Raw genomic sequence first — 26,311 nt, 5'->3', positions numbered from 1 at the left:
GCAGCTGGAGAATTATGATGAGTGAACAAAGACCGCTTGCTTTAGTAACGGGTGCATCCAGTGGGATTGGCTATGAGCTAGCAAGGCTTTTCGCGGCCGACGGCTACGATCTTGTGATTACTGCCACGGGCGCAAATGATGGACTGCAACGCACGGCTGAAGCCGTCGCAGCCACGGGGGCGGCAGTCACAATCATCAACGCTGATCTGACCCAACCTGAAGACGTTGATCATTTAGTGCACGCTATACATGCACTGGAGCGATCTCTCGACGCCGCTGCGTTGAACGCAGGCCTAGGGCTGGGCGGATTCTTCCTAGGCGGTACAGTCCTTGAAGATGAGATGAGATGAGATGAGATGAGATGAGACTGATTCAGCTCAACACCGCTTCCCAAGTCCATCTCACCAAGTTGTTGCTGCCGGACATGGTCGCGAGGGGCCAAGGACGCTTGCTATACACGGCCTCGATTTCTGGAACGATGCCCACGCCGTATGAGGCGGTTTATGGCGCTACGAAGGCATTTCTAATTTCTTTCGTGGAAGCAGTAAAGACTGAGGTCAAGGACAGCGGTGTCAGTTTTACACTGCTATTGCCAGGGGAGGTCGACACAAATTTCTGGCATCGAGCGGGCATGGACACGACGACATTGGGGCTCGGCCCAAAGGCCGCTCCGACGAAGGTCGCTCAGGAGGGTTATGAGGCTATGAAAGTCGGGAAAGATCGGGTGGTAGCGGGTAAGCCGGACAGTAAGCTCATTGGCAATGTGATCAACAAGATCCTCCCCGACTCCACGACAGCAAGTTTGCATGCGAAGGGCGCTCGGCCTGGTTCCGGCCTCAAAGATGCGGACGAGTGATTAGATTTTTTAGTACATGGATGGCGGCCCAAGAAGGCCGCCATTTTGCTGTTACCAGTCCTGCTTAGTTGGGTGAATTACGATGTCGTTGATGGTGAGATTGGTGGGTTGGTCAAGCGCATAGGCGACTGCATCAGCCACCTGCTCAGGAGTGATCGCAATCTCGTTCAGCGCTTTCGCAGCCTCTCTGCCTTTGGCATCACTCACCTTGTCAGCCCAGCCAGTATCGATAACGCCCGGACTGATCATGGAAACTTGAACCCCGCTGTCCACGCCAACTTCTTTTCGCAGGCTCTCTGTGATGCCACGGATGAAAAACTTCGTTGCACTGTACACGCCGCTTGAACCACCGACGTGAAGGCCTGCGACCGATGACATGTTTAAAATCTTGCCATGACCTTGTTCCAGCATTTGGGGAAGCGCTGCCGCGATAGCGTAGAGATAGCCCTTGATGTTGGTGTCGATCATCTTTTCCCAGTCATCGACTACGACGTCTTTCCAGTCGGAAAAAAGCATCAACCCGGCGTTGTTGACGAGACTGTCGATACGACCATACTGCTTAATCGCAAACTCGACCAGGCCGACCAGGCTCGTTTTGTCGGTGACGTTTGTGACGAAGTAGGACGCCTCACCCCCCGCATTTCTGATTTCGGCAACCAAAGCCTTCAATTTTTCCTCATTGCGTGCGGCAAGAACTACTTTGCCGCCAAGGCTGGCCAATTTAATCGCAGAGGCCGCGCCAATACCTGATGACGCGCCTGTGATGACGATGACAGTATTTTTCACATTCGACATTACTCGCACCTTTCCTATTTAGTAACGGTAAGGGCTCTGACTGTTCCTTCACCTGAATGACCTTGCGCTAAACCCAATGCTACGTTGAATGCAATTCACGGATCATGGCGTCGTCATGGCGTTCAGAGATTAGGTCACGCTAATTTTATTTGAGGAGACAGACATGACAGCTACACGCCCACTGGCACTGGTCACTGGAGGTTCATCAGGTATCGGATTGGAGCTTGCCAAGCAATTCGCTCAGAACGGTTACGATCTGGTTATCTCTGGATCCAGTGACAAAGTTCACACGTCGGCGGATGAGCTGAAAGCGCTCGGAGTTGAGTGTTTCCCTCATCAGGCCGACGCGGCTACCTACGAGGGCGTTCAGGGGCTGTGGGACTTTGTGGTTTCGTTGGGCCGACCGCTTGAAGCAGCGGCTTTGAACGTAGGTATCGGTCAAGGTGGGGCCTTCGTGGACAACGACCTTGAAGATGACTTCAAACTGATCGCTATCAACATCACAGGCACCGTGCATATGGCTAAGCGCGTGGTTAAACATATGGTCGATAACGGCAATGGACGTATCCTGATCACATCGTCGATTTCAGCGACTCAACCGACTCCTTACGAAACCGTGTATGGCCCATCGAAGGCTTTTGGTTTTTCTTTCGCAGAGTCGCTCCGTGAAGAGCTTCGCGATACCGGGGTCACCGTCACAGCACTCTTGCCAGGGGCTACCGATAGCGATTTTCACAAAAATGCCGGTATGAGCAACAGCAAGATTGGCGAGTCAAAGAAGAACGATAAGACCGAGGTTGCTCGTCAAGGCTTTGAAGCACTTATGAATGACGTAGACCATGTCGTCGGTGGCGATGAAGCCACCAAGCGCAAAGCGATCGAAAATCGTACGACCCCTGAGGTGGTTAAAGCTCACAATCACGCCAAAAATGCGCGCCTCAACTGACATTGTTTTCGGCATGAGGCTCAGCTCTAAGCTGAGCTTCAGCTCGACTCGACAAACAGCACCTTCTTGCCCGGAGGTGGCTACTTGGCTAAAGAGGACACGATGGACAGTTCAGAAATGAATAGCATGCAGTGGGCGTCCGTGGACGTTGGCAACGGCGTGAGGCTTCGTTACGCGGTAGGGGGTACTGGCCCTAAAAATATACTGCTGATCCATGGTTACCCGGAGACGGCGATCGCTTGGCGTCGCATCGTAGGGCCACTTATGGAAAGCGGTTACAGAGTTATAGCCCCGGATTTCAGAGGTGCTGGCGGTTCGACTCGCCCAGCAGATGGATATGACAAGGCTCAGATGGCCCGCGACTGTTTTGCAGTGCTACAGGATGCCGAGATCAAGGCTCCCACTTTCGTAGTCGGTCACGATATCGGCATGATGGTTGCCTACGCATTCGCCCGGCAGTTCCCGGACTCCACCAAGGCGTTAGCGGTTTTAGACGCACCATTACCCGGTACCCAAGTGTTCGACCATGTTTTGCTTGATGATAAGCGCGTCTGGCATTTCCATTTCCACCAGGCTCCGGATATCCCAGAAGCTTTGACCGCTGGCAAGGAGGCTTTTTATCTTGAGCGGTTTTGGCACGATCTTGCGTACGATGCCGGCGCTATCGATCTGGCCGCGAAGCAGCGCTATCTAGAGAGCTTCAGCGGGCCGGGTGGCATGCGAGCTGGTTTTCAGCTGTATAGAGCTTTTGCTCAGGACGCGGCGTTTAACCGAACTCAGCTTGCGGAGCACGGCAAAACTGCCGTGCCCGTTCTTGCGGTTGCAGGAGAGTCGAGCGCCTTTGCGCCAGTCATGGAAAGGATGATGAAGGAGGTGGCGAAGAGTGTGAAATTCTTATGCCTTGCACAGGCGGGGCATTGGCTCGCAGAAGAAAATCCAGCGGGTCTGGTCGAGGCCTTGCTGAATTTTGACCGTGCTAACTAAATCATTACAAGGTCTTGATCTCACACCAAAGCATCGTAGATGGATGTGGTCTGTCCCGGGCTGAGTGGACACTGACTTAAGGTGGATAATGCCCACCGCAAGGAGTGTTCATGACCCAGACCAGACGACGTTTTCCAGAATCCTTCAAACGCGAAGCGGTCGACCAGGTGCTTGCCGGCATGACGCTTCGTCATGTCGCCGAGACGCTCGGCATCGCTGAAAGCCTGTTGGGCAAATGGAAGCGCCAGTCTGAGCAGCAAGGTGACGATGCATTTCCGGGCAATGGCAATGGCGCGGAACTTCACTTCGTGGGCTGCGAGAAGATGGCGAGCGCCTTTTTTTAAAACATCGCGCTCCATGGTGACCTGAGCCAGTTGCTGGCGTAGGCGACTTAGCTCCGCGCTCTCGCCCCGCTGATTGAGGCGTTGGCCGGTCGCTATCCCGTAGCGCCAATGTGCCGGCTGCTGCAGGTATCGCGCAGCGGTTTCTATGCCTGGCAGCAGCGGCCTCCATCGGCGAGAGAGATGGCGAATCGGCGTCTGAGCAAGGAGATCCGCACCATCCACCACGAGGTGAATGGGATCTATGGCCATCGCCGAGCGCTGAAGGTAGCAGCTCAGCGACCACCGTAGAGCGCCGATAGGGTGTGATGCTGACCTGCATGGGAGTAACCTGACCCTCGCACATGACATATCAAGCTGCTCGTAAAAGCAGCATGGGCGAGGGGAGTGAAGACGTGAACCATGGGGCTGTTCTTGTGCCAGCAGGCGGGCGATGCTGGAGCTGTAGCGTGGATACATAACAATTCGATAGGCCCCTCAGCCCTGACGCCCCAGGACTGTTTGTCCCGGAATAGTCTGAGCCCGAAAGGGCTCGCTTAGCATCCATGGCAGGCCCGAACCACCATCGGCATATGCGTCGGGTGGCTCAGGCTTAACCGGCTACTTGTCGTACTTGGAAGGCAATGGGCAGTCGTAGTTAACGTCAACCATGTCCAAGTTCTTCAGCTCGAAATTGGCGTAGCTCGTCCCCTGTGACGTCCGTACTGTGGGTTGTCCGTACAGAAACACAAACGCAGTGGGCTTGGGCTGCTGGGAGATCTTTGCAAGCCTGGTAGCCATGAGGTTTTTGAGTTTGTAGCGCTCGACGAGCGTGTCCGAAACGAAGCTTGAGGTCGTCAGGCTTTCGGTTCCGCGCATCAAGCATTTCTTGAACTTGATCCGGTACGCGTCATTTTTTCTAGTGCGATCGATGTAGGCCCACCCATAGTAAATGACAGGGTGGTCGGGGAGGTCATTCAGATCCTGCTCCCAGATGCATTTAAAAATGCTGTCGTAGGCCACGTCCTGGCCGGCAATATTGAGCCGGCGAAACTCCAAGGTGTTGTCGGTTCGATACCGGATATACCGGCTTACTACAGAGCGCACGGAGTAAATGGGGCCTACGATCCCGGATTCACCCAGCTTGGTCGTGTAAGGCCTTGTGTTTCTAGCGCGTTGTTTCGCCACATGCACATCAGCGCTGGGATCCTGAGTCGGTTCGTCATAGTACGAGTCAGGTCGAGCAAGCTTGAACACGTCAACAATGGACTTATCGACGGTTTTGCGCTCCTGCCCATCGGGGCCGCTCGGTTCAACCTCAAGGTCGATCGCCTTCCCGTTGATGATCCCGCATGCCTCACTATGCTCTCCGTAAACCTTGAAGTGCGGCACGACCCGCATGCTCTGCACGTCCTTGTCCAAATTCGCACAGGTCACCTGGGCCGCACAGTCCGCTCCAGGGCAAACGAAGGCTCGTTTATTGGTAATTACACCTGCCCAAAACAGGTCATAGGCTCGATCGGGATCGACAAAATCTCCAGCCTCAATGCTGAACGCAACATCCAATGCCATGCTTCTTGTCAAACCTCCGGTAATCCTTTCGATGGCCCCCAACGCTACAGCGGGCGACATCAAGGGTTCGATGTGTGGATAGCGGTCTGGCACGCCCTCATCGGCCACCGCCGTAGCCGAATCCTCGCACACAATCTGGAGCAGGGCGAACCCAAAGATAGCGAAATGAAATCACCTTATTTCTTGTGCCAAACCCCTCCACCGTTCATCTGAAAACCCATATGGTGGTTTAGCCATATATTGAAACCACTACATATTGGGCTAAATTGTTTTTGACAGCCTACATGTGGTGTTCTGCCATGAACGAAGCTTCAATCGAGAAAGCAGCTACTGACCTGCTAGTGCAGATTTACCGTGATCGCCGGTACCTGTGGCCAGATCAAGAAATTCCACCGATGATGATGCGCAGCCCCCGGATCGCCGCCATGGTCTGCGGCTACGACTATCACGAATATCCCACCCTGGGAGACACCCAGTTCAACCGGCATAAAACCGGTACTCGCATTGCAGGCCTGATTGACCGTCAATCCAATAAGATCGCTGTCGCGACCGAGTTTGGTGACAAAGTTCAGCTCTTCACGGGGGCCCATGAAGTCGGCCATCTTGTTTTGCATGAGGACACCGTCATGCATCGCGACCGCGCGTTTGATGGCAGCCCGTTGCAAACACCACGTGTACCCGCAGAGCGACAAGCCGACCGCTTCGCGGCCTGCTTCCTCATGCCTCAAAAGCTGGTGAAGGAACGCTTCGAATTTATGTTCTGCTGCAAGGGACAGCTGCGCTTCAGCGACGTGATTGCCTATCACCTCGACCCCAACAATCCGGATCGACTCCTCTACGCCCCAAAAGAGTCAGGAGAACGTGAACTGGCTCTAGCACGATGCACCCGCTTCAACAACCAGAACCTGGTGTCACTTGCCCAGCAATTCGGCGTCTCGGATTCGGCGATGGCCATCCGGCTCAAGGAACTGGAGTTGGTGCGGTGGCCATAAGGCGGGCAGGGGTCAAAGCATGCAAGTAGAGGCATCCCTGGACGCGACCTGCATCCAGGCTGTTACTTGAATGGGCGCTGATTGAATGCCGGTAGCAATTCCAATATGGCCTGATTTAGTTCTGCAAAGATGAAGAAGCGACGGTGACGCAGGGCTGCCAGCAGCTAGATCTACTGCACAACCTTGATGGATTACCGCCCCAGGCATATCAGATTTACCGACAAATCAACCGGCATCTGCAGGGCTATCCGCTTCTGATTCGGCCAATGCTCTTACGGGCCGAGGCGTAGTACCGATGTCGAGAAAAAGCGCGGGGGCAATGGGGCGGTAAGCGCTCTGGTGCAGACCGTCCCGTGCAGCTAGCCGCAGAGCCGTTAGCTACTATGCCAGTTTCGGTAACCTGCGTGGCTTCGATGCTGCGCGTGACTCGCAGGCACCGAGACGCAGGCCTTTTCGTTAACCGATCTCTAGTGTCAACATGCCAAAGATTTTTGCGAGTGGTAGATCTGGGGCAGTCCCTCGGTACATTCTGGCAGTCTCGAATAGGGGTGTGAGCTCATAACTCTCTGCGAGAAGAGTGCCAACCTTGTTAGGTTGTGGGACATCAAGAATCACGGATGCACCATCAGCCCATGCAACAAGCGAACAGAAAATGGATTCCGCTATAAATTCGTTCTGAGCAGATAATGGGCCAATCTTATAACCGCTCTCAGCTGGTCGGATTGCACCGAAACCTTTAACCACACCCTCCTCGACGTAGGCAACAGAGTAAGACGAGTGCATGAGAAGCCAGTGTCGAAGAAAAGTCTCTCGACTGGCTGGAAAAAACGACCAGTCATAGTCCAATACCCGATCAATAAGTTCTTCGCCAATGCTTTGTACACAAGGATTATTAGGCTTCAAAACCTGCGGAATCCCGGAATAACGCGTGGTCTTGAAAGCCATTTCAAAGCCTGAGCGCGCGTAGTTCCCCTGCTGAGCAACAACCGCATCCAAACCTACTGTCCTACCTTCGAGAGAGGTCATTGCGGCTTTCCAGAGTGGATAACCCATGCCCTTTCCACGTAAATCCTCTCTGACAATATATAGGCCCACAAAGCCTATGGTATCGCCGTATTTGACAGCGGAGATAGCCGCGACGGGATCATCGTTCAAGCAGGCAACGAACAACCCCGTGGGATCTGCGACCTGAAAAGCCCTTCCGTCGTTAAGGCCCAAATTCCATCCTTCCTCAGATGTCCATTGAATGACTTTATCTAGGTCGCTTGGCTGCATCGGGCGAATGGATAGCCCATTTGGTGTGTGTGTTGTCATATCGGTCTGACCGTAGAAATTGGATCGTGGATAAGGGGGGGAAGCTTTTTCCACACTCAAGCCGACGCTTGGACGGGGTGTATCAGCTCCAGGCGGAAATCTTAAGAAGAGGAGACAAATCAATACAGAGTCAGATAGAGTGAAAAGATACCAATACAGGGGGGGGGGGAGAGTCGATGCTGCGCTATATGGCCCTTGCTGAGTCGCTGCGTACCCAGATCGAGCGAGGCTGGTTGAGGCCTGGCGAGCGCATTCCATCAATTCGTGAGCTAGCCACCAACCATGGTCTCAGCACTGCCACTGCGGTTCAGGCATGTCATCAGCTGGAAAAAGAAGGGTTGATCTTGGCTCGGCAGCGCATGGGATTTTTTGTATGCAGCTCCACACCGTCCGTCACCTTCAAAACGCCCTCTGCACGTGAGCCAGCGTTTATCAGCAACCCTGCATTGCGAGAAATGCGTTTCATCGATGCAAGTGCAGACGTATTACCTCTGCATTACGCTCGTCCTGCCGCCGCACTATTACCTGATGCAGCTATTGCTGCTGCTCTTTCGAGATGCTTACGCAGACAGCGGAGCAGCGCTCTGGACTACTCGCCCCCTCAGGGGCATGGCCCGCTACGACGTCAAATAGCCCAGCGTTACGTGAACCTTGGAGCCCAAGTGGAGGCGGAAGAGATCATCGTAACTGCAGGCGCTATGGAGGCCATCTCATTAGCTTTGCGTGCCACTACTTCTCCTGGGGACTTGGTATTGGTCGAATCCCCTGCCTATCAGGGCATCTTGCAAACACTCGCCGCCTTGAACCTAAGGGTCGTCGAGTTTCCTCAGGATCCTGTCGATGGGATCCATATGGCGCGCTTGGAGGCAATCCTTGCAGAAGAGCCCGTTCGGGTAGCACTTGTTGTACCGAACTTCTCCAATCCCTCTGGCCGCCTGCTTGATGATGCGACTAAACGGCAACTGCTTTCAGCGTGCGAGCGGCACGGCACTATAATTTTGGAAGACGATGTTTACGGTGAGTTAGCGTGGGACGACAGCCGCCCATCTCCATTACGGCGCTGGGACTCAGGTAGCAACGTGATTACCTGTAGTTCATTCTCCAAATTTTTAGCACCTGGATTACGTGTTGGCTGGATTGTAGGGGGGCGCTGGACAGAAGAATTAAGCAGGGCAAAATACTTCTCCACCATCGGCAATACCGCGCTTCCCCAGCTCGCAATCAGCGACTACCTTGGGCGCCACGATCTTGAGCGCGGACTGCGAAGACTACGCCGGGGGTTGGCAGAAACCTCGCTTCGTATGCGTGATGCAATCAGCCGTTATTGGCCTAAGGAAACACTTACAAGCCAGCCGCGTGGAGGACTGTCGTTGTGGATTCAGTTACCTGCCGGAGGCGACGCCCAGCAGTTATTCAACACGTCGCTGGATAATGGCATTGGAATCGCGCCAGGGCCCCTTTTCTCAAGCACCGGTAGCTACGGTGATCATTTACGCCTGACTTGCGGCTTGCCATGGGATGAGCGGCTCGCCCAAGGAATGATTAGTTTGGGGAAGCTTGTGCACGAGAACGTTACCAATAACAGGACAAGCATCTGATCAGTCGATAGTTAGTATGAATCCCCTCTGGCTTCATTGAGACTCTCGGGCCTCATGGATGTGTCTATCCATCGATTGTTAGACCGGCTGCTTTTGGCCGAGGCAGTGTAAAAACGTTTTCGGGCGCGCCAGGTACTTAAGACCAAACTGAAATCCGCGCACCTAGGCTGAATCTACATCTGCTGTCGTGCCGACAATTTTCATATATTACGTAGGTGCGCGCACTTCAATTTTGGCGATGCTTTTTTACAAACTCTGGGCCGATAGCTGCCCGTCATCCTCGACAGCTATCGGCCAGAAGCGGTTCTCATTCCAACAGAGGGGCCAGGAAATTTCGACGTCCGCTGCCTATGGCTTGGTAGGGCAGGATCGTCGGCGCAGTGGATCACAACCGCTGGATTGGCTAGGAAAAACCTGCGGATCGGATGACGCACAATCAATGGAATAGGTTGCCACGATCACCGGGAGTACACAGGTACAGGCTTGCGACTAACCAACATAACCGTCAAACCGCGAATCTTCTCCGAGGCGCTGGAGATCTCTGGATCATCAGACCCAGCTGCGCTGTCAGCCAAAGCGTCTCTGATGGAAACAAGGATGCGTCCGAGCGCTTTGGGATAGTAAGAACTCCGATCATCTTTGGGAAAAATTGGAATCGATGGGAGAGGGTGGAGCGGATCAATATTCAGGTAACGCAGGTAACGACCAAAGACTTCATCGAAATGGGGTGACAGCGGCAGCCAGCCATCCTTGGCTGAGCGAAGCTCAACCCAACGTCCGTCCGACCTACGATTGAACTGATCGAGAAGTCCGGGAGACCTGGCGTTTCCCATGACGCTCCAGAGCCGGCGGCCTGAGTATCTAGCCATGATCAGGTACATCTCAATTATTCGGAATTCATGCACGCCGATGAAATTTGGAAGCGACTTTAAGACCCATTCCAGCTCAGCATCGGTCAAGAAACCGATCGCCTTGGGTTGCTTGAAAGCAAGATCAGCAAGGGGCTGCGCGGCAACGTTTTCACGTGAGGCTGAAGTATCCTTGAGGTAGAAATCCAGAAACTGCGTCGCGCATCGAATCTCTCGCTTCCACACATTTTTCTCGATTTCGCCGTCATCACCAATTGATCTGGAATCAAGGAACGGACGCCAGATTGGGTTTATAGACCATCCCTCAAATGCGACGCCGGGTTCCTGCACGAAGCGAGCCTGTTGGCCGTACACAGTCCAAGCTTTTGGCGGGTTGAGCACAAACTCTGCGTAGTTCTCAAAGTCTTTGCGGCGCCAGTCAACGAGCGATAGGCCATGAGCAAAGCTCCAATTGAGCATTTTCTCCAGACCCATAATGCAGCTGTGGTACTGGCGGTGAGGATTTTCTGCTCCCCAATCGTGAGCAATCCAATTCACATACCTGTCGACGTACCAAAGGTTGATGGAGGGATGGGCTGCCGGGTCTATCTGGGCTAACCGATCAGCCACAGCCAGATTCGTAGGAAAGGATCGAAGCTGATTTGGCCTCCAGTAAACGTAGGGAGGGAAAATCGGGAATGGGATGAACGGCCGAGTCATGACAGAACCAGGGGGCTAGAATGAGTGATGGCTCCTTTAACCTGTAGCAGAAAGCTGCAGCATTGCCATGGTGGATGTCGTGGTCGAATGGGGTTCGGGGTCGAGTGGAGTCAACCGGAGGTTAGTGAAGGGCCATGCGCAGAGATAGGATTATGAATGGAACCCAAGCTTTTGAATTTCTGGGAAACGGGGGTATGTGGGGATTTGACCGGAGGTATGTGGGATTGGACAAGTAGGTAGCAAGCGCTTACAGACATACACTATTTAACATAATATACATTATGCGTAACGATACATTGCCCGTTGTAACCAAGTCCCCAGCACAATCCACCACAGCGAAATCGGATACCTTCGCCTGAACACCGTTTCCAGTCACCAACCTTGCAAGCCTCCCAGGCAGCTGCCTGTCTCCACAATCACCAGCATCACCTCATCTGCCATCGAACCAATCGCGCTTGATCGAATCGAAACCGGCTCGGCAATTCCAATTTCGGATGGATGCCGTCTGTTCAAGTTTTTAAGGACGCAATTCGATGCACAGAAAAATTTTCCCCTTGGTAATTTTGGCCACTGCACTGGTCGGCTGTTCTGATCCCAAGAAAGCATCCGAGAGCAACTTCGAGAAAGCCACACAGGCCTGGCTCGATACGGCGTATCCGAAGTGCTTTCTGATGTCGGCATTCCCGACCGAGTCCAAGGAGTTCGATATCGGCAACAGCAATAAGATGTTGCATGCACTGGCGGGCGCTGGCGTGCTCAAGGAAGTTGAGTTATCCCGCAAAGAGATTCCAGCCTCGATCTTTCAGTCGGCGCGTACCCAGGTGCAATACTCCTATGATCTGACCGACGAAGGTCGCAAGTACTACAAGGCTGATGCCCAGAAGCTGCGTGATGGCTCCACGGCCCCTGGCCTGTGTATTGGCAAGGCCAAAGTCACCAAGATCGAGCAGTTCAGCGAGCCAGGCGACATGATGGGCCAGAAGATCTCCCGCGTGACTTATACCTACCGGGTGGACGATCTGCCCAAATGGGCGAGTGATCAGGCTGTTGTCGAGACGAATCGCGAGCTGGGCCCGATGGTTTCGAGCAAAGACACGCCGATCAAGGAGACCCGTGCGTTTATCTTGACCAACAATGGCTGGGTTCACGAAAGGCTGTTTGGCAAGTAAGATCGACAGATGCAGGGGGTTGCCCCCTGCCCTCTGAAATATGCGTACGACACATAACTCAACTAAAGAAACATTTAGTTGAGTTATATTAAGCAGCATTCAGCGATGAGTTTCGAGCCTGTTCTCTACTCCTCATACGCCGTCCAACTCAAGCGCTTTCAGGCACTTTTCCAGCCTCAGCCTCCTGAATCACCACCACTCGCTGGCCGGCACGGATCGCACTACCAGGGCTCACCAGCACCTCCCGCACGATTCCGGCGCAGCTTGCCAGCACCGGTATTTCCATTTTCATCGACTCCAGAATCACCAGCACGTCCCCAGCTTCCACGTGCGTTCCCGGCGTGGCTTGCACTTGCCAGAGGTTGCCGGCTATCGGGCTTTCGACGCCTGAGCAGCCTTGCTCCAGGACGTCGTCCTGGGTGAGTTCGGCCACCTCCTCCTGGCTGTCAAAATGCGCCTGGCCGCTGGCGATCCAGCGTTCGCGCTCGGCGCGGAAGGCGGCCTGTTGTTGCTCGCGGAACGCTTCAATGCCGTCGGCCTCTTTCGCCAGGAAGTCCTGGTAATCCGACAGGCGCAGCTCCCCTTCTTCGATCTGCAGGTCAAACCTGCCGAGCGGGAAGTCACGCCGGATGGTGAGCAACTCGTCAGCCGTGACCGGGTAAAAGCGAATCTGGTCAAAGAAGCGCAGCAGCCAGGGCTTGCCGTTGAACGCTGCGACTTGCCGGTAGCGGTTCCACATCTGCAGGGTTCGCCCGACGAACTGATAGCCCCCCGGCCCTTCCATGCCGTACACACACATATAGGCACCGCCGATTCCGACCGAGTTTTCGGCGGTCCAGGTGCGGGCCGGGTTGTATTTGGTGGTCACCAGCCGGTGACGCGGGTCCAGCGGTGTGGCCACCGGCGCGCCGAGGTACACATCGCCCAAGCCCATGACCAGGTAACTGGCCTCGAAGACTGTACGCTGCACGGCGTCCAGATCCGGCAGGTCGTTTATGCGGCGGATGAATTCCAGGTTGCTGGGGCACCATGGGGCGTCCTTGCGCACCGTGGTCATGTATTTCTCGATGGCCAGCTGGCACGCCGGGTCATCCCAGGACAGCGGCAGATGCACAACGCGCGAGGGCACTTGCAGGTCGTCAGCGGCGCAGACCGCGTCCCACTCGCCAGCCACTGCGCTCAGCAGTTGCTCCAGGCTCACCTGCTCTGGCTGGTAGTGCACTTGCAGTGAACGGATACCGGGGGTGAGATCGATCACGCCGTCCAGCGCCAGGCTTTCAAGTGCCTGCATCAGCGCATGGCCGCGAAAGCGCAATACCAGATTGAGTTCCGGACCGCCGATTTCCAGCAGCAGATGGGTATCGCCGGCCAGCCGGGCGACCAGGCGGGTGTCGGACTCACCAATGTCGAGCACAATCGGCGATGCCAGCACGGCGGTCGCCACCTCGCCGATAACGGCCGGCGGCACCTCCAGCAATTCGCGGGTTGCCAGCTGGCGGGCCTGCACAACGTCGGTCGGGATGAAACGCAGCTTGTCACCGGCCTTGAGCTGGCCGAGTTGCCAGAGGTCAGCTTCGATGACGGTCACCGGGCAGACGAAGCCACCCAGGCTCGGACCGTCCGGGCCGAGGATCACCGGCATGTCGCCGGTGAAGTCCACTGCGCCGATGGCATATGGGTTGTCGTGGATATTGGAGGGGTGCAGGCCCGCTTCGCCGCCGTCGCTGCGCACCCATTCAGGCTTGGGGCCGATCAGGCGTACGCCGGTGCGGCTGGAGTTGAAGTGCACTTCCCAGTCGGTGGCGAAGAACCGGTCCATGTACGACTCGGTGAAGTACTCCGGCGCCCCATGCGGACCATAGATCACCCGGATGGCACGGACCGCAGGCAAGGCGGGTTGTCGCGGCAGAGACGCGCCGGCACTGGAGTCGCTCAGCTCCGTGATGTGCAGTACATCCCCTGCCCGCAGCGCACGCCCCCCGTGGCCGCCAAACTGGCCGAGGGTGAAGGTACTTTTGCTGCCCAGGTAGTCCGGCACGTCAATTCCGCCGCGCAGGGTCAGGTAGCTGCGCGCGCCCGCCCCGCTGACGGCGCCCAGGGTCAGCACCGCGCCGGCCTTGACATGGATGGTCGTGTTCATCGGCGCCGCTTCGCCATCCAGGGTAACCGGCAGTGGCGCGCCAGTGACGGCCACCACCGCCTCGGTGTTGAAGCGCAGTACCGGGCCATTGATGGTGATCTCCAGACCTGCCAGCCCCTCCGGGTTGCCGAGCAGGCGGTTGCCAAGGCGCAAGGCGCGGCTGTCCATCGGACCGGAAGGCGGCACGCCCACCGCCCAATAGCCCAGCCGGCCGGGATAGTCCTGCACGCTGGTCTGGGTACCGCCGACCACCACTTCGAAGGTGTGCGGGTGGTAAACAAGCGCTTCCAGGCATCGCGTCCATGGCTGGCCCGTCACAAACGGCCGGCTGGCGAGGATTTCGCCCAGATAGCCACAGTTGGTTTCTACCCCATACAGGCGGGTTTCGCCGAGCGCACGTTGCAGGCCGGTACGTGCCTGTTCGCGGTCCGGGGCCCAGGCGATGAGTTTGGCAATCATGGGGTCGAAAAACGGCGGGATTTCGCAGCCAGCCTCGACCCAGGTGTCGATCCGCAAGGCGCGCCCGTGCGCTGCAGGAAAGGCCACCGAGGTGAGCAAGCCTGGGCTTGGCTGAAAGTCTTTGCCAGGATCTTCGGCATACAACCTTGCCTGAATGGCGTGCCCGGTCGGCGTCAGTTGCTCGCGCAGTTCGCTCAGGGGCGGCAGTTCGCCGGCGGCCAGTTGCACCATCCAGCTCACCAGATCGATGCCCCATACTTGCTCAGTGACGCCATGCTCGACCTGCAGCCGGGTATTGACCTCCAGAAAGTAGAAGCAGCCGGCATCGCTGTCATAGACGAACTCAACCGTGCCGGCGCTGCGGTAGTTAACGGCCTTGGCCAGTTGCGCAGCGGCGTCACACAGTGCCTGCTCCATGCCCTGCGGCAGGTTGGGCGCCGGGGTTTCTTCGATGACTTTCTGGTTGCGGCGCTGAATGGAGCAGTCACGTACCCCCAGGGTCAGCACATCACCCTGACCGTCACCGAACACCTGAACCTCAAGGTGCCGCGCACGCTCGATGTATTTTTCAAGGAACACACCGGCGTCACTGAAATTGTTCTGGCCCAGGCGTTTGACTGTCTCGAACGCCTCGCTCAGTTGCTGGCTGTCGCGGCACACGCGCATGCCGATGCCGCCGCCACCGGCGGTGCTTTTGAGCATGACCGGGTAGCCAACCGCCTGCGCCTCAAGCAGTGCCTGCTCCAGCGTGTCCAGCAGTTCGGTGCCTTCGAGCAGCGGCACGCCCTGTTCGCGTGCCAGGGCGCGTGCGGTGTGCTTGAGGCCGAACAGCCGCAATTGCTCAGGCGTCGGCCCTACAAAGGCAACGCCAGCCGCTTCGCAGGCTTCGGCGAAGGCGGCATTTTCGGAAAGAAAGCCGTAACCGGGGTGGATCGCGGTGGCGCCACTCACCTGAGCAGCCGCCAGGATTTTATCGACGGCCAGATAAGTAGTGGCCGCTGCGCCCTCCCCCAGGCTCAAGGTCTGGTCAGCCTCCAATACATGGCGGCTGGCGAGGTCAGCCTCTGAATAGACAGCGACGCCTTTGACATTCAGTTCACGCAAGGTGCGCAGGATGCGGCAAGCGATGGCGCCACGGTTGGCGATGAGCAACGATTCGAACATGACAACGTCCCCTGGAGGTCCATAAGCGCCTCGACTGGGTTGCGGGCCGTCCCGCAGTTGTAAGAAGTCCTGGGGTCGTCCCCGGACAGAAAGGTCTTTAGCCACTCAGCGATGCTTGTCGGGGGCCTTGGGCGGCTCGCCTCGATACTGGCCGGCGCGGATCTCACAGGCCTTGAACAGCCACAGGCGGATACGCGCAAGCAGTGGCTTCAGTTCCATATCAGCACCTGCGCAGGGGTCGGGTTGTAGCCGTTGCAGGGGTTGTTGAGCTGCGGGCAGTTGGAAATCAGCACCATCACATCCATTTGCGCCGTCAGTTGCACGTACTTGCCTGCCCCCGAGATGCCGTCTTCAAACGTCAGGCCACCGTCAGGTGTCACCGGTACGTTCATGAAGAAGTTGATGTTCGGCGCGATGTCGCGCTTGCCAAGCCGGCCATCATGGCAGCAGGCACGCAGGTAGTTGTCGCGGCAACTGTGCATGTGGCGTTTTTCCAGGGCATAGCGCACCGTGTTGCTCTCTTGGGCGCAGGCGCCGCCAAGGGTATCGTGGCGACCGCAGTTGTCCTGGGTGATGGTCAGCATCGGCCGGCCCAGGTTGGAGTAGAGCACGCTGCCCTCGCCCAGATAGACGTTTGCCTGCTTGCGCAGCGTGCGCTGCACGTCGTAGCGCTCGCGGGAGTTGGCCGTACTGTAGAACAGCGTATCGATTGCCTGATTGCCTTCCAGGTCAAGAATGCGCAGGGTCTGCCCGGCCTTGACTTCGCCAAGCCATGGCTCACCGGCAGCAATGGTTGCCCTGAAAGCAGCGGTGTCGGGTTGCAGGTTACGGGTCATGGCAAGTCCTCAAGCAAACAGGCGATGGGTATTGATAAAGCCGCGCTCGTTCTCTGGACGCGAGGTGCGGCAATGCTCGGCCACCGACTCGTCAGCGTTGGCGAACGTGAGCTGGACCGGCTTGGGCGCGTACACAGGTGCCGGGTCCATCGGGTGTTGCAAGGCGGTCACCACAAACAGCGTGTCCATGGGCGCATACAGTTCAATGACATCGCCGGCTTGCGAATGCCCCTGGGCGAAGTGCAACCCGCCCTGCTCGTCCACCTCAACACGACTGAACAGGTTCAGCGGCATGGTCAGATCGGTCAGTTGCAGGTCCCATTTGCCCATTTCCACCAGCAGGTTGTCGGTCCCGTTGCGGTAAAAACCGTTACGCAGTTCCTGGTAGCGGCCGACGCCATATTTCTCTTGCACCTCGTCTGCGTTGAGCACGCCACCGATGCTGTCGCTCCAGCCGGTGCTGTCCTGAGTGATCGCCGCCAGTACCCGGCCCATGTCTGAATACAGGCAATGGCCGCGGGTCAGCTTTGCGGTGTGCTGGCATTTGAGGGAATCGGGCAGGTTCAGCCGCTCGCTTTTCTCATGGGCGTTGAACAGCATCAGGCTGACATTGGCGCCACCCTCAAGGTCGGTAAACCGCACGACTTGCCCGCGTTTGAGCACAAATGACAGATGCCCGCCGCCTGGCAGCAGGTCTTCTGCGATGGTCTGTGTGTAAGACATGATTAGCTTCCTGTGTGCAGCGATAAGGATTCAGGGATAAAGCCCGACATGGCGCTGGTGCGTTGGCTGTTAAGCGGCAGGTCATACGTCACCCGCGAGCCGAAGGCCGTGGGCGCATGTGGGTCCAGACGCACCTTGTCAAAGACCAGCAGGCGGGTGCCGAGGCTGAACCCTTCACTCAGGTCATGGGTCACCATAAACACCGTCAGCCCGGTCTCTTGCCACAGCTCCAGCAGCAAGGCATGCATGTCCTTGCGAATGCCTGGGTCCAGCGCGCCGAACGGCTCGTCGAGCAGCAGCACCTTGGGTTTCATGATCAGCGCCTGGGCAATCGCCAGACGCTGCTGCATGCCGCCGGACAACTGGCTGGGGTACTTGTCTTGGGCATGGGTCAGTCCCACCCTGGCCAGCAGTTGCGCAGCCTGCTCACGGGCTTCACGCTTTGCCCGCCCCACTAGGCGGCCCAGCCAGGGCGCACGGGGCAGCTCAAGGCCCAGCGCCACGTTGTCCAGCACACTCAGATGCGGGAACACCGAATAGCGCTGGAAAACCACGCCCCGGCTGGAATCGGGTTCGGCCACCAGCGGTTGGCCGTTGAGCAGGATCTGCCCCCGGCTCGGCCGTTCCTGGCCCAGCAGCATGCGCAGGAAGGTCGACTTGCCACAGCCCGAGGCGCCCACCATGGTGCAGAACTCACCTTCGGCAATACTGAGGTTCAGGCCTTCGAGCACGACATGCTCACCGTATTGCTGCCAGACATTGCTGACTTCGATAAAGCTCATGGGCGTGCCCCTTCATACCAAGGGAAAGCCCGGCGTGTGAGGGTCTTGAGCAGCCAGTCGGTCAGCCAGGCCAGCAGCGTGATCCACACCACGTAGGGCAAAATCACGTCCATCGCCAGGTAGCGCCGTACCAGAAAAATCCGGTAACCCAGGCCATCTTCCGAGGCGATCGCTTCAGCGGCGATCAGAAACAGCCAGGCCGAGCCCAGCACCAGCCGCAGCGAAATGAGCAGCCGGGGTAACAGTTGCGGCAAGACCACCCGCAGGATCAGCGTCCAGCTGGTCGCCCCCAGGGTTTGCGCCTTTATCAGCAGCTCCGCCGGGATTTCGCGGACCCGCTGCTCCAGATCCCGGGCCAGGATCGGGGTGATGCCGATCACGATCAGCATCACCTTCGACAGCTCGCCCAGGCCAAAGACAATGAACAGGATCGGCAGGATCGCCAGCGGTGGCACCATCGACATCACCACCAGCAGCGGCGACAACGAGGCGCCGAAGATGGGCAAGGCGCCGGAGGCAATCCCCAGGCACAGCCCCAGCGCCGCACTGATCGCCAGGCCCGTGGCCAGCCGCTTGAGGCTTGAACCGGTGTCCTGCCAGAGCAGGTACTCACCGCTGCGTTTGTCCTCGACAAAAGCCACCCGCTCGATCGCTGCGCCCATCTGCGCTGCGCCAGGCAGTAATTTGTCATTGGGATTGTCAGCCAGCCGCTGGGCTGAACTGACAAAATAGGCAAACAGCACCAACACGAAAGGCAGCAGCATCAGCAGCATGCGTGAGGGGCGGTCCGGGTGGCGATTGATCAAACGCATGATGTGCCCCTTTTCAAAGCGAACCGTCAGCAGCCATCTGCACGTAGGCCGGATCGAACCTCAGCTTGAGGTTGGCCTGGTTGCCAAGCACCTGGCCGCTGGCAAAGCTCATCCCCACGGCGCCGCTGTCTACGGCGCCGTCGCCCAGCAAACCATGGTCAAAGGAGAATGCAGCAACCTTGTGCATGGTGTTGGCGAGTTCCGGACTGCGCACGAATGCCAGGGCCGACTGGGGGGTGGCGAACAAGTGGGTGGTGGCAAGCTGGCTCTTGAAGCCGTCCAGGCTGGTGCCGGAGGCCTTGGCCATGTGTTCCAGGGCGCGTTGCTGCTCTGCTGACTGGCTGGCCATCAAGGCCATGACTTCATACCAGGCGCCGGTAAGGGCCTTGCCCAGCGCGGGGTTGTCTTGCAGGGTCTGGGTATTGACGACCAACAGGTCCAGAATCTCGCCGGGGATCTTGCTGGAATCGAACACCTGGGTCACATCCGGCTTGGCGGTGATCTCGGCCAGCATCGGATTCCAGGTGGTCACCGCCTGCACATCAGGGGTATCGAAGGCAGCGGCAATATCGGCATCGGAGGTATTGATGACCTTCAGGTCCCGCTCCTTGAGCCCGACAGTATCCAGGCCCCGGGCGAGCAAGTAATGGGAAACCGACAGCTCGACCAGATTGACGTTCATGCCCTTGAGGTCTTGCAGCGTCTTGCCCTTGCCCTTGAGCACCACACCGTCGTTACCATTGGAATAGTCGCCGACGATCAACGCGGTGCTGTCGACGCCGCCCGCGGCCGGAATGGTCAATGCGTCCATATTGGTCATCGAGCAGCCATCGAACTGGCCAGCCGTGTACTGGTTGATCGACTCTACGTAATCGTTAACCTGAGTGAGCTTGATGTGGATGCCGTATTTGTCGGCCCACTTTTTGATGATGCCCTCAGAGGCGGCATATTCCCAAGGCATCCAGCCTGCATAGATCGTCCAGCAGATGTCGAAGTCGGTTTTGACCGCGGCTTTGGAATGAGGGCTGGCGAACAGCACAAGGCTTGCGGCCAGAACAGCGCTAACAAATGACTTTCGCATGGAGGGACTCCAGTTGACTGTGGACGGACAAGGAGCAGCGCGACACCCGTTGCATCAGGTGGTCTGTCTCCCGGGCTTTTATCCCGCCGTGTAACCTCAACTGGAGGTCGTCAGCTCTCGGACCTGACGCTCGCTTTCGCAAGCCGGAACCCTAGCCAACCATTTTCAGATTTTGGTGCTATAGCTCGCGCTACTCCCGCACACCAAGGCTAATGCCAGAGGCGTGCCAACATGTCGGGCAGGCGCTTTGATCAGCCTGGCAGCCTTGCCAGTCGGCCCTCACGGGCCAACACGAGCGTCGCTGCGCGGTTTTCTGGCAAGCGATCACGCAGGGCCTGTGCGCTCGTGTGGGGCGCACCGCACTCCATTAGGGCGTTGCTTGGCCTGAGTGCTGCGCCGCGCTACAAGACAATACCGCCCATCACAATCTATGCTTGGCTCAAACTGCTGAATCAGGGATGTCGCATCATGAATATTCGCCAGAAGATTATCGGTTTCGGCCTGGTCGGCACTCTCGCCGTCTGGTTACTCGGTGCCGCCGGGCTGCTCGGGCAGCATGTCCAGAACACCGCTCTGACCCGCAATGACGACAGCCTGACCGCGATTCGTAATCATATGGAGGGCGACATGATGCACGATGCCCTGCGTGCCGATGTGCTGGCGGCGCTGCTGGTCGATCGTCAGTACAAGGCCGAAGTGGAGCAGGTGCTGGCCGACCTCGATGAGCATGCGAAGTGGTTCCGTACCGTGGTCCAGAACAACCTCGCCCTGCCCCTTGATGCCGATCTGAAGCAGGCGATCGGTGACCTGCAACCGCTCCTCGAAGCGTATATAAACAGTGCCACTTCGATCATTCGTCTGGCACTGGAGTCGCCTGAGCAGGCACGCGCGCAACTGCCATCGTTTTTGAATACGTTCAAGGAGCTTGAAGAGCGCAATTCAGCACTCAGCGACCTGATCAGCAACAATGCCGACGCCACCCGGCAACAAAGCCGCGCTGCGCTGCAGCAGAGCGTCACCGTCCTGAGCGGCGGGATCGCTCTGGTCACTGTGGTGATGTTGCTGTGCACGCTACAACTGCTGCGTTCGGTGCTGCGGCCACTGGGCAGCACCATGCGTATTGCCGAACGCATTGCCCAGGGCGACCTCACCGGCGAAATTGACGCACACGACCGCGATGAAACCGGACGGCTGCTGCGTGCATTGGCTGAGATGCGCGATAACCTGCGGCAGATGATCCAGGCAATTCAGCAGGAAAACCAGCTGCTGCACAGTGTCGTCCAGGAGTTGGGACAGTCCTCTACCAGCCTGGTACAGCGCGCCAGCCAGCAGTCGCAAAGCGCTTCAAGCATGGCCGCGGCAACTGAACAGATGATCACCAACATCACCAGGATCGCTGAGCATGCCCGGGATGCACAGTCGTTCTCCAGCCAGTCTGAACGCCTGGCCAGTGACGGCGGCGACGTGATTCTCAACGTGGTGGACGGCATGCAGGGTATCGACGTAGCGGTCAACCGTTCTTCAGAAACCATCACGGCGCTGGGCCAGAGTTCGGAAGAGATTCACTCGATCATCCAGGTGATTAACAGCATCGCCGAACAGACCAACCTGCTCGCGCTTAATGCCGCCATCGAAGCGGCCCGCGCCGGTGAAGCCGGCAGAGGCTTTGCCGTGGTGGCGGACGAAGTGCGCGGTCTGGCTGCACGTACCGCGCAATCGACCCGGGAAATCACCGCAATGATCGAGCGCATCCGGCAAAGCACCGGCCAGGCGGTCGACAGCATGCAGACCGGCGTCTCTCGGGTACGTGAAGGTGTGGCACTGGCCACGCAGGCAGGCGATTCGATCAGGCAGATTCGTCAGGGCGCGCGTCAGTCGGCGACTGTGGTCGAAGAAATCTCCCAGACCATCACCGAACAATCCCGGGCCAGTCAGGAGGTTGCGCAACAGGTCGAATTGATCGCCCGCATGGCACACGACAACACCCAGGTCATGAATGACCTGGCTGCCGCTGCCCAGCGGCTGGGCAATATTGCTGAGGGGATGCAGGCAAGCGTGATGCGTTTCCGGCTTTGAATGGTCCGGCGACGCCGTGCGCCGGGGGTAAGGCCAAAAGGCTCAGGCAAAAAGATTCAGCGCCTCGTCATCCCAATCGTGCCCCTTCTGCGACCAACCGTTACCCGCCGGCTCCGGGAAACCGCTGCGGCAATAACCCTGTTTGCTGTCGAAATCGAAAATCGCGTGAGGATAATCATTGATCAGCAGCACCGCCTTGCGATGGTCGGTGGACCAGCCGATTTTCACTGTCGATGGCTGATTACGGTCAGATACATTGCTGACGTTATAGATATGCAAGGCATCCTGAATCGGATTGCCGTCAGCACTGGTGTCCAAGGCGTAGAAGTAGCCTGTGTCCTCATCGTCTTCAAATACCACCACATACGGCCCCTCCTGCGCTGGCGCTTCAAGGACCAAAGGGGTTCCAACCTGCAAGGTGCTTTCGCCAGCCAGGTAGATCGTCATGAGACTGTTCCTTCGAAAATGTCAGTGACATGCTGACCATCGGCGGAGGATTTTTATCCCTTACTGGCCCTTTCGCGCCCTAGGTCGCTGCCACAGCGGTGCAGTGCTTCTGATCAGCGACTGAACTGCGGAATCTCCAGCCCCAGGCTTTCGCGCAACGTGCTGCCTTCATATTCGCGGCGATACACCCCGCGCTCCTGCAACAGCGGAATCACCTCCTGAGTGAAGCGCTTGAACTGCCCCGGATGGCCGATATAGATGTTGTAGCCATCCACCGCACGCGCCTCGAACCATTCGGTCAATTTCGCCGCCACGGTTTCAGCCGAGCCAACAAACGCCCCCGGCCGCAGTTGTCGGCCAAACTCCACAGCCTGGCGCAAGCTGAAGCCCTTTTCCCGAGCCTGATCGGCAATCCGTTTGGCGTTGGTGAAGAAGCTGCTGCGCGCGTATTCCAGGCTCTCTTGCGGGAATGGCGCGTCGAGGTCGTATTGACTGAAATCGTGCCAGCCGAAGTTACGCCCGAACTCCTTGAGCGCCAGTTCGAAGCTGTGGTCTTGCTGATGGTAGTGGCGCTCGATTTCCCGGGCGTGTTGGTCGGTATCGCCCACGTAAATCTCGGCGCCCGGCAGGATCAGGATCTGCTCGGGGTCACGCCCCAGGCGCCGGGCACGTTCTTTTATATCGCGGTAGAACGCCTGGCCCTGCTCGATGCTGGCGGCGTGGGTGAAAATCACATCCGCCGTGGCGGCGCCCAGCTCGCGGCCCTGCTGCGAGTCACCGGCCTGGAAAATCACCGGCTGGCCCTGCGGCGAACGCTGGATGTTCAGCGGCCCGGCCACCGAGAAATGTTCGCCTTTGTGATGCAGGGCGTGCAGCTTGCTGGTGTCGAGAAACTCGCCTGTGCTGCGGTCACGGGTGAAGGCATCGTCCTCATAGGAGTGCCACAGCTTTTGCACCACCTCGACGTGCTCTTGGGCGCGGCTGTAGCGGGTGTCGTAGTCGTAGTGCTCGTCCAGCCCATAGTTGCCTGAGGTGCCGGCGTCGCCGCTGGTAACTACATTCCAGCCAGCGCGGCCCTTGCTGATCAGGTCCAGCGACGCCAGACGCCGGGCGACGTTGAACGGCGCGTTATAGGAAGTGGTCAGGGTGCCGACCAGGCCGATGTGTCTGGTGCTGACCGCCAGCGCTGATAACAGGGTCAGCGGTTCCAGCCGGTTGAGGTAATGCGAGGGCGAGCCGGGAGTGATGAACTGGCTGTCGACGATGAAAATCAGATCGAACAGTGCGGCTTCTGCCTGGCGGGCGATGTCGATGTACCAGTCGATGTTCACACTGGCATCGGCCGGCAACTGCGGATCAAGCCACAGGTTGTGCTTGCCCGGCCCGCCGCAACCCATGGTCAGGGCGCCGAGTTTGATCTGTCGCTTGCTCATTGTGTCCGATCCCTTGCGTCTGGCGATCTATTGGATCGCTCTGAATAACCGATATGGTTATAAGCTAACCACTTGCCGGGATCGTGTGAAATTCGCTTTGGACATAATCTAATTCCAAATCATGCGAATGATTGATCATTTGATTTCCATCAAATGATTGGCGCCACCTCGTAGGAGCGGCCAGGCGGCTATACGCTTGAGCTTTGAAGCCTTCGCGGCTGAAGCCGCTCCTACGGCTCAGGTATACACCCGGTCCAGGCGATGTTGGTGGGTGTCGAACTGATCGAGTACGTCCTGGGTGATCTGCTCCTGTGTAAAGCCCATCAGGTCGTACTCCTGGCTGCCGGTAAACAGATACACCTCGGCCCGGTAGAAACGCCTGCGTGGCTCACTGTCGCCGTCACTGCCGAGGTCATTCGGTGCCGCCAGATAACCATCCAGGCTGACTTCGTAAACGAACGGGTTGCCCTCCTCCAGATCAATGCGCAAACCCATCATCGAGCGCGACTGCCCTACCCGGCTGACCACCTCAAAACCCCGCTCCTGCAATTGCAGCACGGCGTCCTTCAGCGCGGGACTGACGTGTTGATCCATGAAGCGCTGCACCGTGGCCTGGTTAGGTTGCAGGTCCATCTGGCCCAACCGCTCGGCAAAACCGCGCCGCCCGCGAGCGGCCAGTTCGGCTTTGGTCTGTTCCTGCAACTGGTCCTGCTGCATGGCCTTGTACAAACCGTACATAAACACCGCCAGTACCACCGAGAACGGTAGCCCCGCCAGCACGACCATGGTCTGCATCGCCTCGAAGTTACCCGCCAGCAACAGCCCGATGGTCACCAGGGTGATGATCGCCGACCAGACGATGCGCATCCAGTGCGGTGCGTCTTCGTCCACATCGCCGCCCTTGCAGGAAAGGTTGGCCATCATCACCGCACCGGAATCGGCCGGGGTCAGGAACAGCACGAAGCCGACGAAAATTGCCACCCCGACCACCACCTTGGCGGCCGGGAAGTACTCCAGCAGTTTATAGATCGACATGGCCGGCTGTTCCACGGCGATCTTGCCCAGCTCCGCAGCGCCGCCGTTGATCACTAGGTCCAGTGCGGTATTACCGAAAATCGACAGCCAGGCCAGGGTGAAGCCCAGCGGGATCAACAGCACGCCGGCGACCAGCTCGCGCACCGTGCGGCCACGGGAGATTCGGGCGATGAACATGCCCACGAATGGCCCCCAGGAAATCCACCACGCCCAATAGAACACGGTCCACAGTCCCAGCCAGCGCTCCGAGCGCGCGGCGGCGTTCTCGTACACGTAGAGATCGAAGGTCTTCAGCACCAGGCCATTGAGGTAGTCGCCGATATTCTGCACAAAGCCGTTGAGCAGGTACTGGGTGGGGCCGGCCAACAGCACGAACAACAACAGGCTGCTGAACAGCACGATGTTCAGGTTCGACAGGCGGCGAATACCGTTTTCGACACCGGAAACCGCCGCAATGGTCGCCACAGTGCTCATCACCAGAATGACGATCAGCAGGTTGCTGTTGCTGTGCTCGATGCCAAACAGATACTCCAGCCCTGAGGCCACCTGCATCGAACCGATGCCCAGGTTGGTGACCAGGCCCAGCAGGGTCACGAACATGCCGAAGATGTCGACGGTGTCTCCCGCCACGCCCTTGACCCAACGTTCACCCATCAGCGGGTACAGCGCCGAGCGCAGTGCCAGCGGCTGGTTGTGCCGGTAGGCGAAGTACGCCACCGCCAGCCCGACCAGCGCGTAGATCGCCCAGCCATGCAGCCCCCAGTGCAGAAAGGTCAATTGCAGCCCCTGCCGCGCCGCCTCCAGGCTGGCCGCAGGGCCCTCGGGCGGATTGAAGTAATGGTCCAGCGGCTCGGAAGCGCCGAAGTACAACAATGAAATGCCGATGCCGGAAGAGAACAGCATGCCGGCCCAGGCGCCGTAGCTGAAATCGGGCTGATCATCCTTGCTGCCCAGTTTGAGTTTACCGAATGAGCTGAACGCGATACCGATCACGAACACCAGGTAAGCGGCAATCATCAACATGTAATACCAGCCGAAATTGCGCGACAGCCAGGCCTGGGCCTGCCCCAGCACACGGCCAGCGGTTTGGGGTGCAGCGATCAGCAAGGCAGTCAATAGCAGGACCAACAGCGCCGAAGTGAAGAACACCACGCGGTTGACCCTTGGCTTCTCGGTGGAAGCCTTTATCAGGGAGGCAGAACTCATTGC

At 57.9% G+C, this 26,311-nt stretch carries 22 protein-coding genes, 1 pseudogene and 1 riboswitch; of the genes and pseudogenes, 10 read left to right on the top strand and 13 right to left on the bottom strand.

The genetic code is table 11. The annotated features are described in order from the left end of the window. Positions 1 to 17: 17 nt before the first annotated feature. The gene (locus PSCI_RS30010) at positions 18 to 350 is read left to right on the top strand and encodes an SDR family NAD(P)-dependent oxidoreductase (protein ID WP_269451212.1); all 333 of its coding nucleotides are present in this window, start codon (positions 18 to 20) and stop codon (positions 348 to 350) included. A gap of 11 nt (positions 351 to 361) precedes the next feature. Next, positions 362 to 856, top strand: coding sequence for an SDR family NAD(P)-dependent oxidoreductase (locus PSCI_RS30005; RefSeq protein WP_269451211.1), 495 nt, complete (start codon positions 362 to 364; stop codon positions 854 to 856). A gap of 51 nt (positions 857 to 907) precedes the next feature. Here the strand turns inward: PSCI_RS30005 and PSCI_RS22265 are convergent, their stop codons facing one another. Next, the gene (locus tag PSCI_RS22265; RefSeq protein WP_045491161.1) at positions 908 to 1,651 is read right to left on the bottom strand and encodes an SDR family oxidoreductase; all 744 of its coding nucleotides are present in this window, start codon (positions 1,649 to 1,651) and stop codon (positions 908 to 910) included. 163 nt (positions 1,652 to 1,814) lie between these two features. Here PSCI_RS22265 and PSCI_RS22260 point away from each other — a divergent pair, with 163 nt between their 5' ends. From PSCI_RS22260 to PSCI_RS28805, 3 genes are all read left to right on the top strand, one after another. Next, positions 1,815 to 2,597 carry an SDR family NAD(P)-dependent oxidoreductase gene (locus PSCI_RS22260; RefSeq protein ID WP_173426698.1) on the top strand — a complete coding sequence of 261 codons (783 nt, stop codon included), beginning with the start codon at positions 1,815 to 1,817 and terminating at the stop codon, positions 2,595 to 2,597. Between the two features lie 102 nt (positions 2,598 to 2,699). Next, positions 2,700 to 3,581, top strand: coding sequence for an alpha/beta fold hydrolase (locus tag PSCI_RS22255; protein ID WP_045491159.1), 882 nt, complete (start codon positions 2,700 to 2,702; stop codon positions 3,579 to 3,581). Between the two features lie 110 nt (positions 3,582 to 3,691). After that, on the top strand, positions 3,692 to 3,925 hold the full coding sequence (locus PSCI_RS28805; RefSeq protein ID WP_045491157.1) for a transposase: 234 nt from the start codon (positions 3,692 to 3,694) through the stop codon (positions 3,923 to 3,925). Positions 3,926 to 4,522: 597 nt separating this feature from the next. Here PSCI_RS28805 and PSCI_RS22245 read toward each other — a convergent pair. Beyond that, positions 4,523 to 5,581, bottom strand: a complete 1,059-nt coding sequence (locus tag PSCI_RS22245; protein WP_223272539.1) for a hypothetical protein — start codon at positions 5,579 to 5,581, stop codon at positions 4,523 to 4,525. 191 nt (positions 5,582 to 5,772) lie between these two features. On the opposite strand from PSCI_RS22245, the gene PSCI_RS22240 reads away from it, so the two are divergent. Further along, a complete protein-coding gene (locus tag PSCI_RS22240; RefSeq protein WP_045491153.1) occupies positions 5,773 to 6,465 on the top strand; it encodes an ImmA/IrrE family metallo-endopeptidase in 693 nt (230 codons plus the stop codon). Between the two features lie 456 nt (positions 6,466 to 6,921). On the opposite strand, the gene PSCI_RS22235 is transcribed toward PSCI_RS22240, so the two are convergent. Continuing rightward, positions 6,922 to 7,833, bottom strand: a complete 912-nt coding sequence (locus tag PSCI_RS22235) for a GNAT family N-acetyltransferase (RefSeq protein ID WP_231906617.1) — start codon at positions 7,831 to 7,833, stop codon at positions 6,922 to 6,924. 122 nt (positions 7,834 to 7,955) lie between these two features. Here PSCI_RS22235 and PSCI_RS22230 point away from each other — a divergent pair, with 122 nt between their 5' ends. Then, on the top strand, positions 7,956 to 9,377 hold the full coding sequence (locus PSCI_RS22230) for an aminotransferase-like domain-containing protein (RefSeq protein ID WP_045491149.1): 1,422 nt from the start codon (positions 7,956 to 7,958) through the stop codon (positions 9,375 to 9,377). Positions 9,378 to 9,835: 458 nt separating this feature from the next. On the opposite strand, the gene PSCI_RS22225 is transcribed toward PSCI_RS22230, so the two are convergent. Beyond that, positions 9,836 to 10,783 carry an integrase gene (locus PSCI_RS22225; protein WP_231906459.1) on the bottom strand — a complete coding sequence of 316 codons (948 nt, stop codon included), beginning with the start codon at positions 10,781 to 10,783 and terminating at the stop codon, positions 9,836 to 9,838. A 695-nt stretch (positions 10,784 to 11,478) separates the two neighbouring features. On the opposite strand from PSCI_RS22225, the gene PSCI_RS22220 reads away from it, so the two are divergent. Then, entirely contained in the window at positions 11,479 to 12,114 is a 636-nt protein-coding gene (locus PSCI_RS22220) for a hypothetical protein (protein ID WP_045491148.1), read from the top strand. A 148-nt stretch (positions 12,115 to 12,262) separates the two neighbouring features. Here PSCI_RS22220 and uca read toward each other — a convergent pair whose 3' ends face one another. The 6 genes from uca to PSCI_RS22190 form a co-directional block, all read right to left on the bottom strand. Next, the gene (uca, locus tag PSCI_RS22215; RefSeq protein ID WP_045491146.1) at positions 12,263 to 15,877 is read right to left on the bottom strand and encodes an urea carboxylase; all 3,615 of its coding nucleotides are present in this window, start codon (positions 15,875 to 15,877) and stop codon (positions 12,263 to 12,265) included. A gap of 209 nt (positions 15,878 to 16,086) precedes the next feature. Next, positions 16,087 to 16,713, bottom strand: a complete 627-nt coding sequence (locus PSCI_RS22210) for an urea amidolyase associated protein UAAP2 (RefSeq protein ID WP_045491143.1) — start codon at positions 16,711 to 16,713, stop codon at positions 16,087 to 16,089. Positions 16,714 to 16,722: 9 nt separating this feature from the next. Next, positions 16,723 to 17,436 (bottom strand): urea amidolyase associated protein UAAP1, encoded by a 714-nt coding sequence (locus PSCI_RS22205; RefSeq protein WP_045491140.1) that lies wholly within the window; start codon positions 17,434 to 17,436, stop codon positions 16,723 to 16,725. A 2-nt stretch (positions 17,437 to 17,438) separates the two neighbouring features. Further along, positions 17,439 to 18,218 (bottom strand): ABC transporter ATP-binding protein, encoded by a 780-nt coding sequence (locus PSCI_RS22200; protein ID WP_045491137.1) that lies wholly within the window; start codon positions 18,216 to 18,218, stop codon positions 17,439 to 17,441. Beyond that, a complete protein-coding gene (locus PSCI_RS22195) occupies positions 18,215 to 19,030 on the bottom strand; it encodes an ABC transporter permease (protein ID WP_045491134.1) in 816 nt (271 codons plus the stop codon). Before PSCI_RS22195 ends, PSCI_RS22200 begins: the two co-directional genes overlap by 4 nt. Positions 19,031 to 19,043: 13 nt before the next feature. Next, the gene (locus PSCI_RS22190; RefSeq protein WP_045491131.1) at positions 19,044 to 20,111 is read right to left on the bottom strand and encodes a putative urea ABC transporter substrate-binding protein; all 1,068 of its coding nucleotides are present in this window, start codon (positions 20,109 to 20,111) and stop codon (positions 19,044 to 19,046) included. 65 nt (positions 20,112 to 20,176) lie between these two features. Beyond that, a riboswitch (guanidine-I (ykkC/yxkD leader) is annotated at positions 20,177 to 20,277 on the bottom strand. A 65-nt stretch (positions 20,278 to 20,342) separates the two neighbouring features. On the opposite strand from PSCI_RS22190, the pseudogene PSCI_RS30270 reads away from it, so the two are divergent. Both PSCI_RS30270 and PSCI_RS30265 read left to right on the top strand, forming a co-directional pair. After that, a pseudogene (locus PSCI_RS30270) lies at positions 20,343 to 21,332 on the top strand (HAMP domain-containing protein); the annotation flags it as partial. Next, complete coding sequence (locus PSCI_RS30265; protein WP_442965479.1) at positions 21,324 to 22,187, top strand: methyl-accepting chemotaxis protein; 864 nt, start codon at positions 21,324 to 21,326, stop codon at positions 22,185 to 22,187. The pseudogene PSCI_RS30270 and the gene PSCI_RS30265, both read left to right, overlap by 9 nt. A 42-nt stretch (positions 22,188 to 22,229) precedes the next feature. Here PSCI_RS30265 and PSCI_RS22180 read toward each other — a convergent pair whose 3' ends face one another. From PSCI_RS22180 to PSCI_RS22170, 3 genes are all read right to left on the bottom strand, one after another. After that, positions 22,230 to 22,634, bottom strand: coding sequence for a DUF2251 domain-containing protein (locus tag PSCI_RS22180; protein ID WP_045491126.1), 405 nt, complete (start codon positions 22,632 to 22,634; stop codon positions 22,230 to 22,232). Between the two features lie 113 nt (positions 22,635 to 22,747). After that, on the bottom strand, positions 22,748 to 24,067 hold the full coding sequence (locus tag PSCI_RS22175; RefSeq protein WP_045491123.1) for an LLM class flavin-dependent oxidoreductase: 1,320 nt from the start codon (positions 24,065 to 24,067) through the stop codon (positions 22,748 to 22,750). 237 nt (positions 24,068 to 24,304) lie between these two features. After that, complete coding sequence (locus tag PSCI_RS22170; RefSeq protein WP_231906615.1) at positions 24,305 to 26,251, bottom strand: BCCT family transporter; 1,947 nt, start codon at positions 26,249 to 26,251, stop codon at positions 24,305 to 24,307. Positions 26,252 to 26,311 lie beyond the last annotated feature (60 nt).

The sequence above is a fragment of the Pseudomonas sp. StFLB209 genome, from assembly GCF_000829415.1.
Taxonomy (GTDB): Bacteria; Pseudomonadota; Gammaproteobacteria; order Pseudomonadales; family Pseudomonadaceae; genus Aquipseudomonas.
Note: the sequence above shows the minus strand (reverse complement) of the source record. Positions and strands in the feature narration are given on the sequence as shown.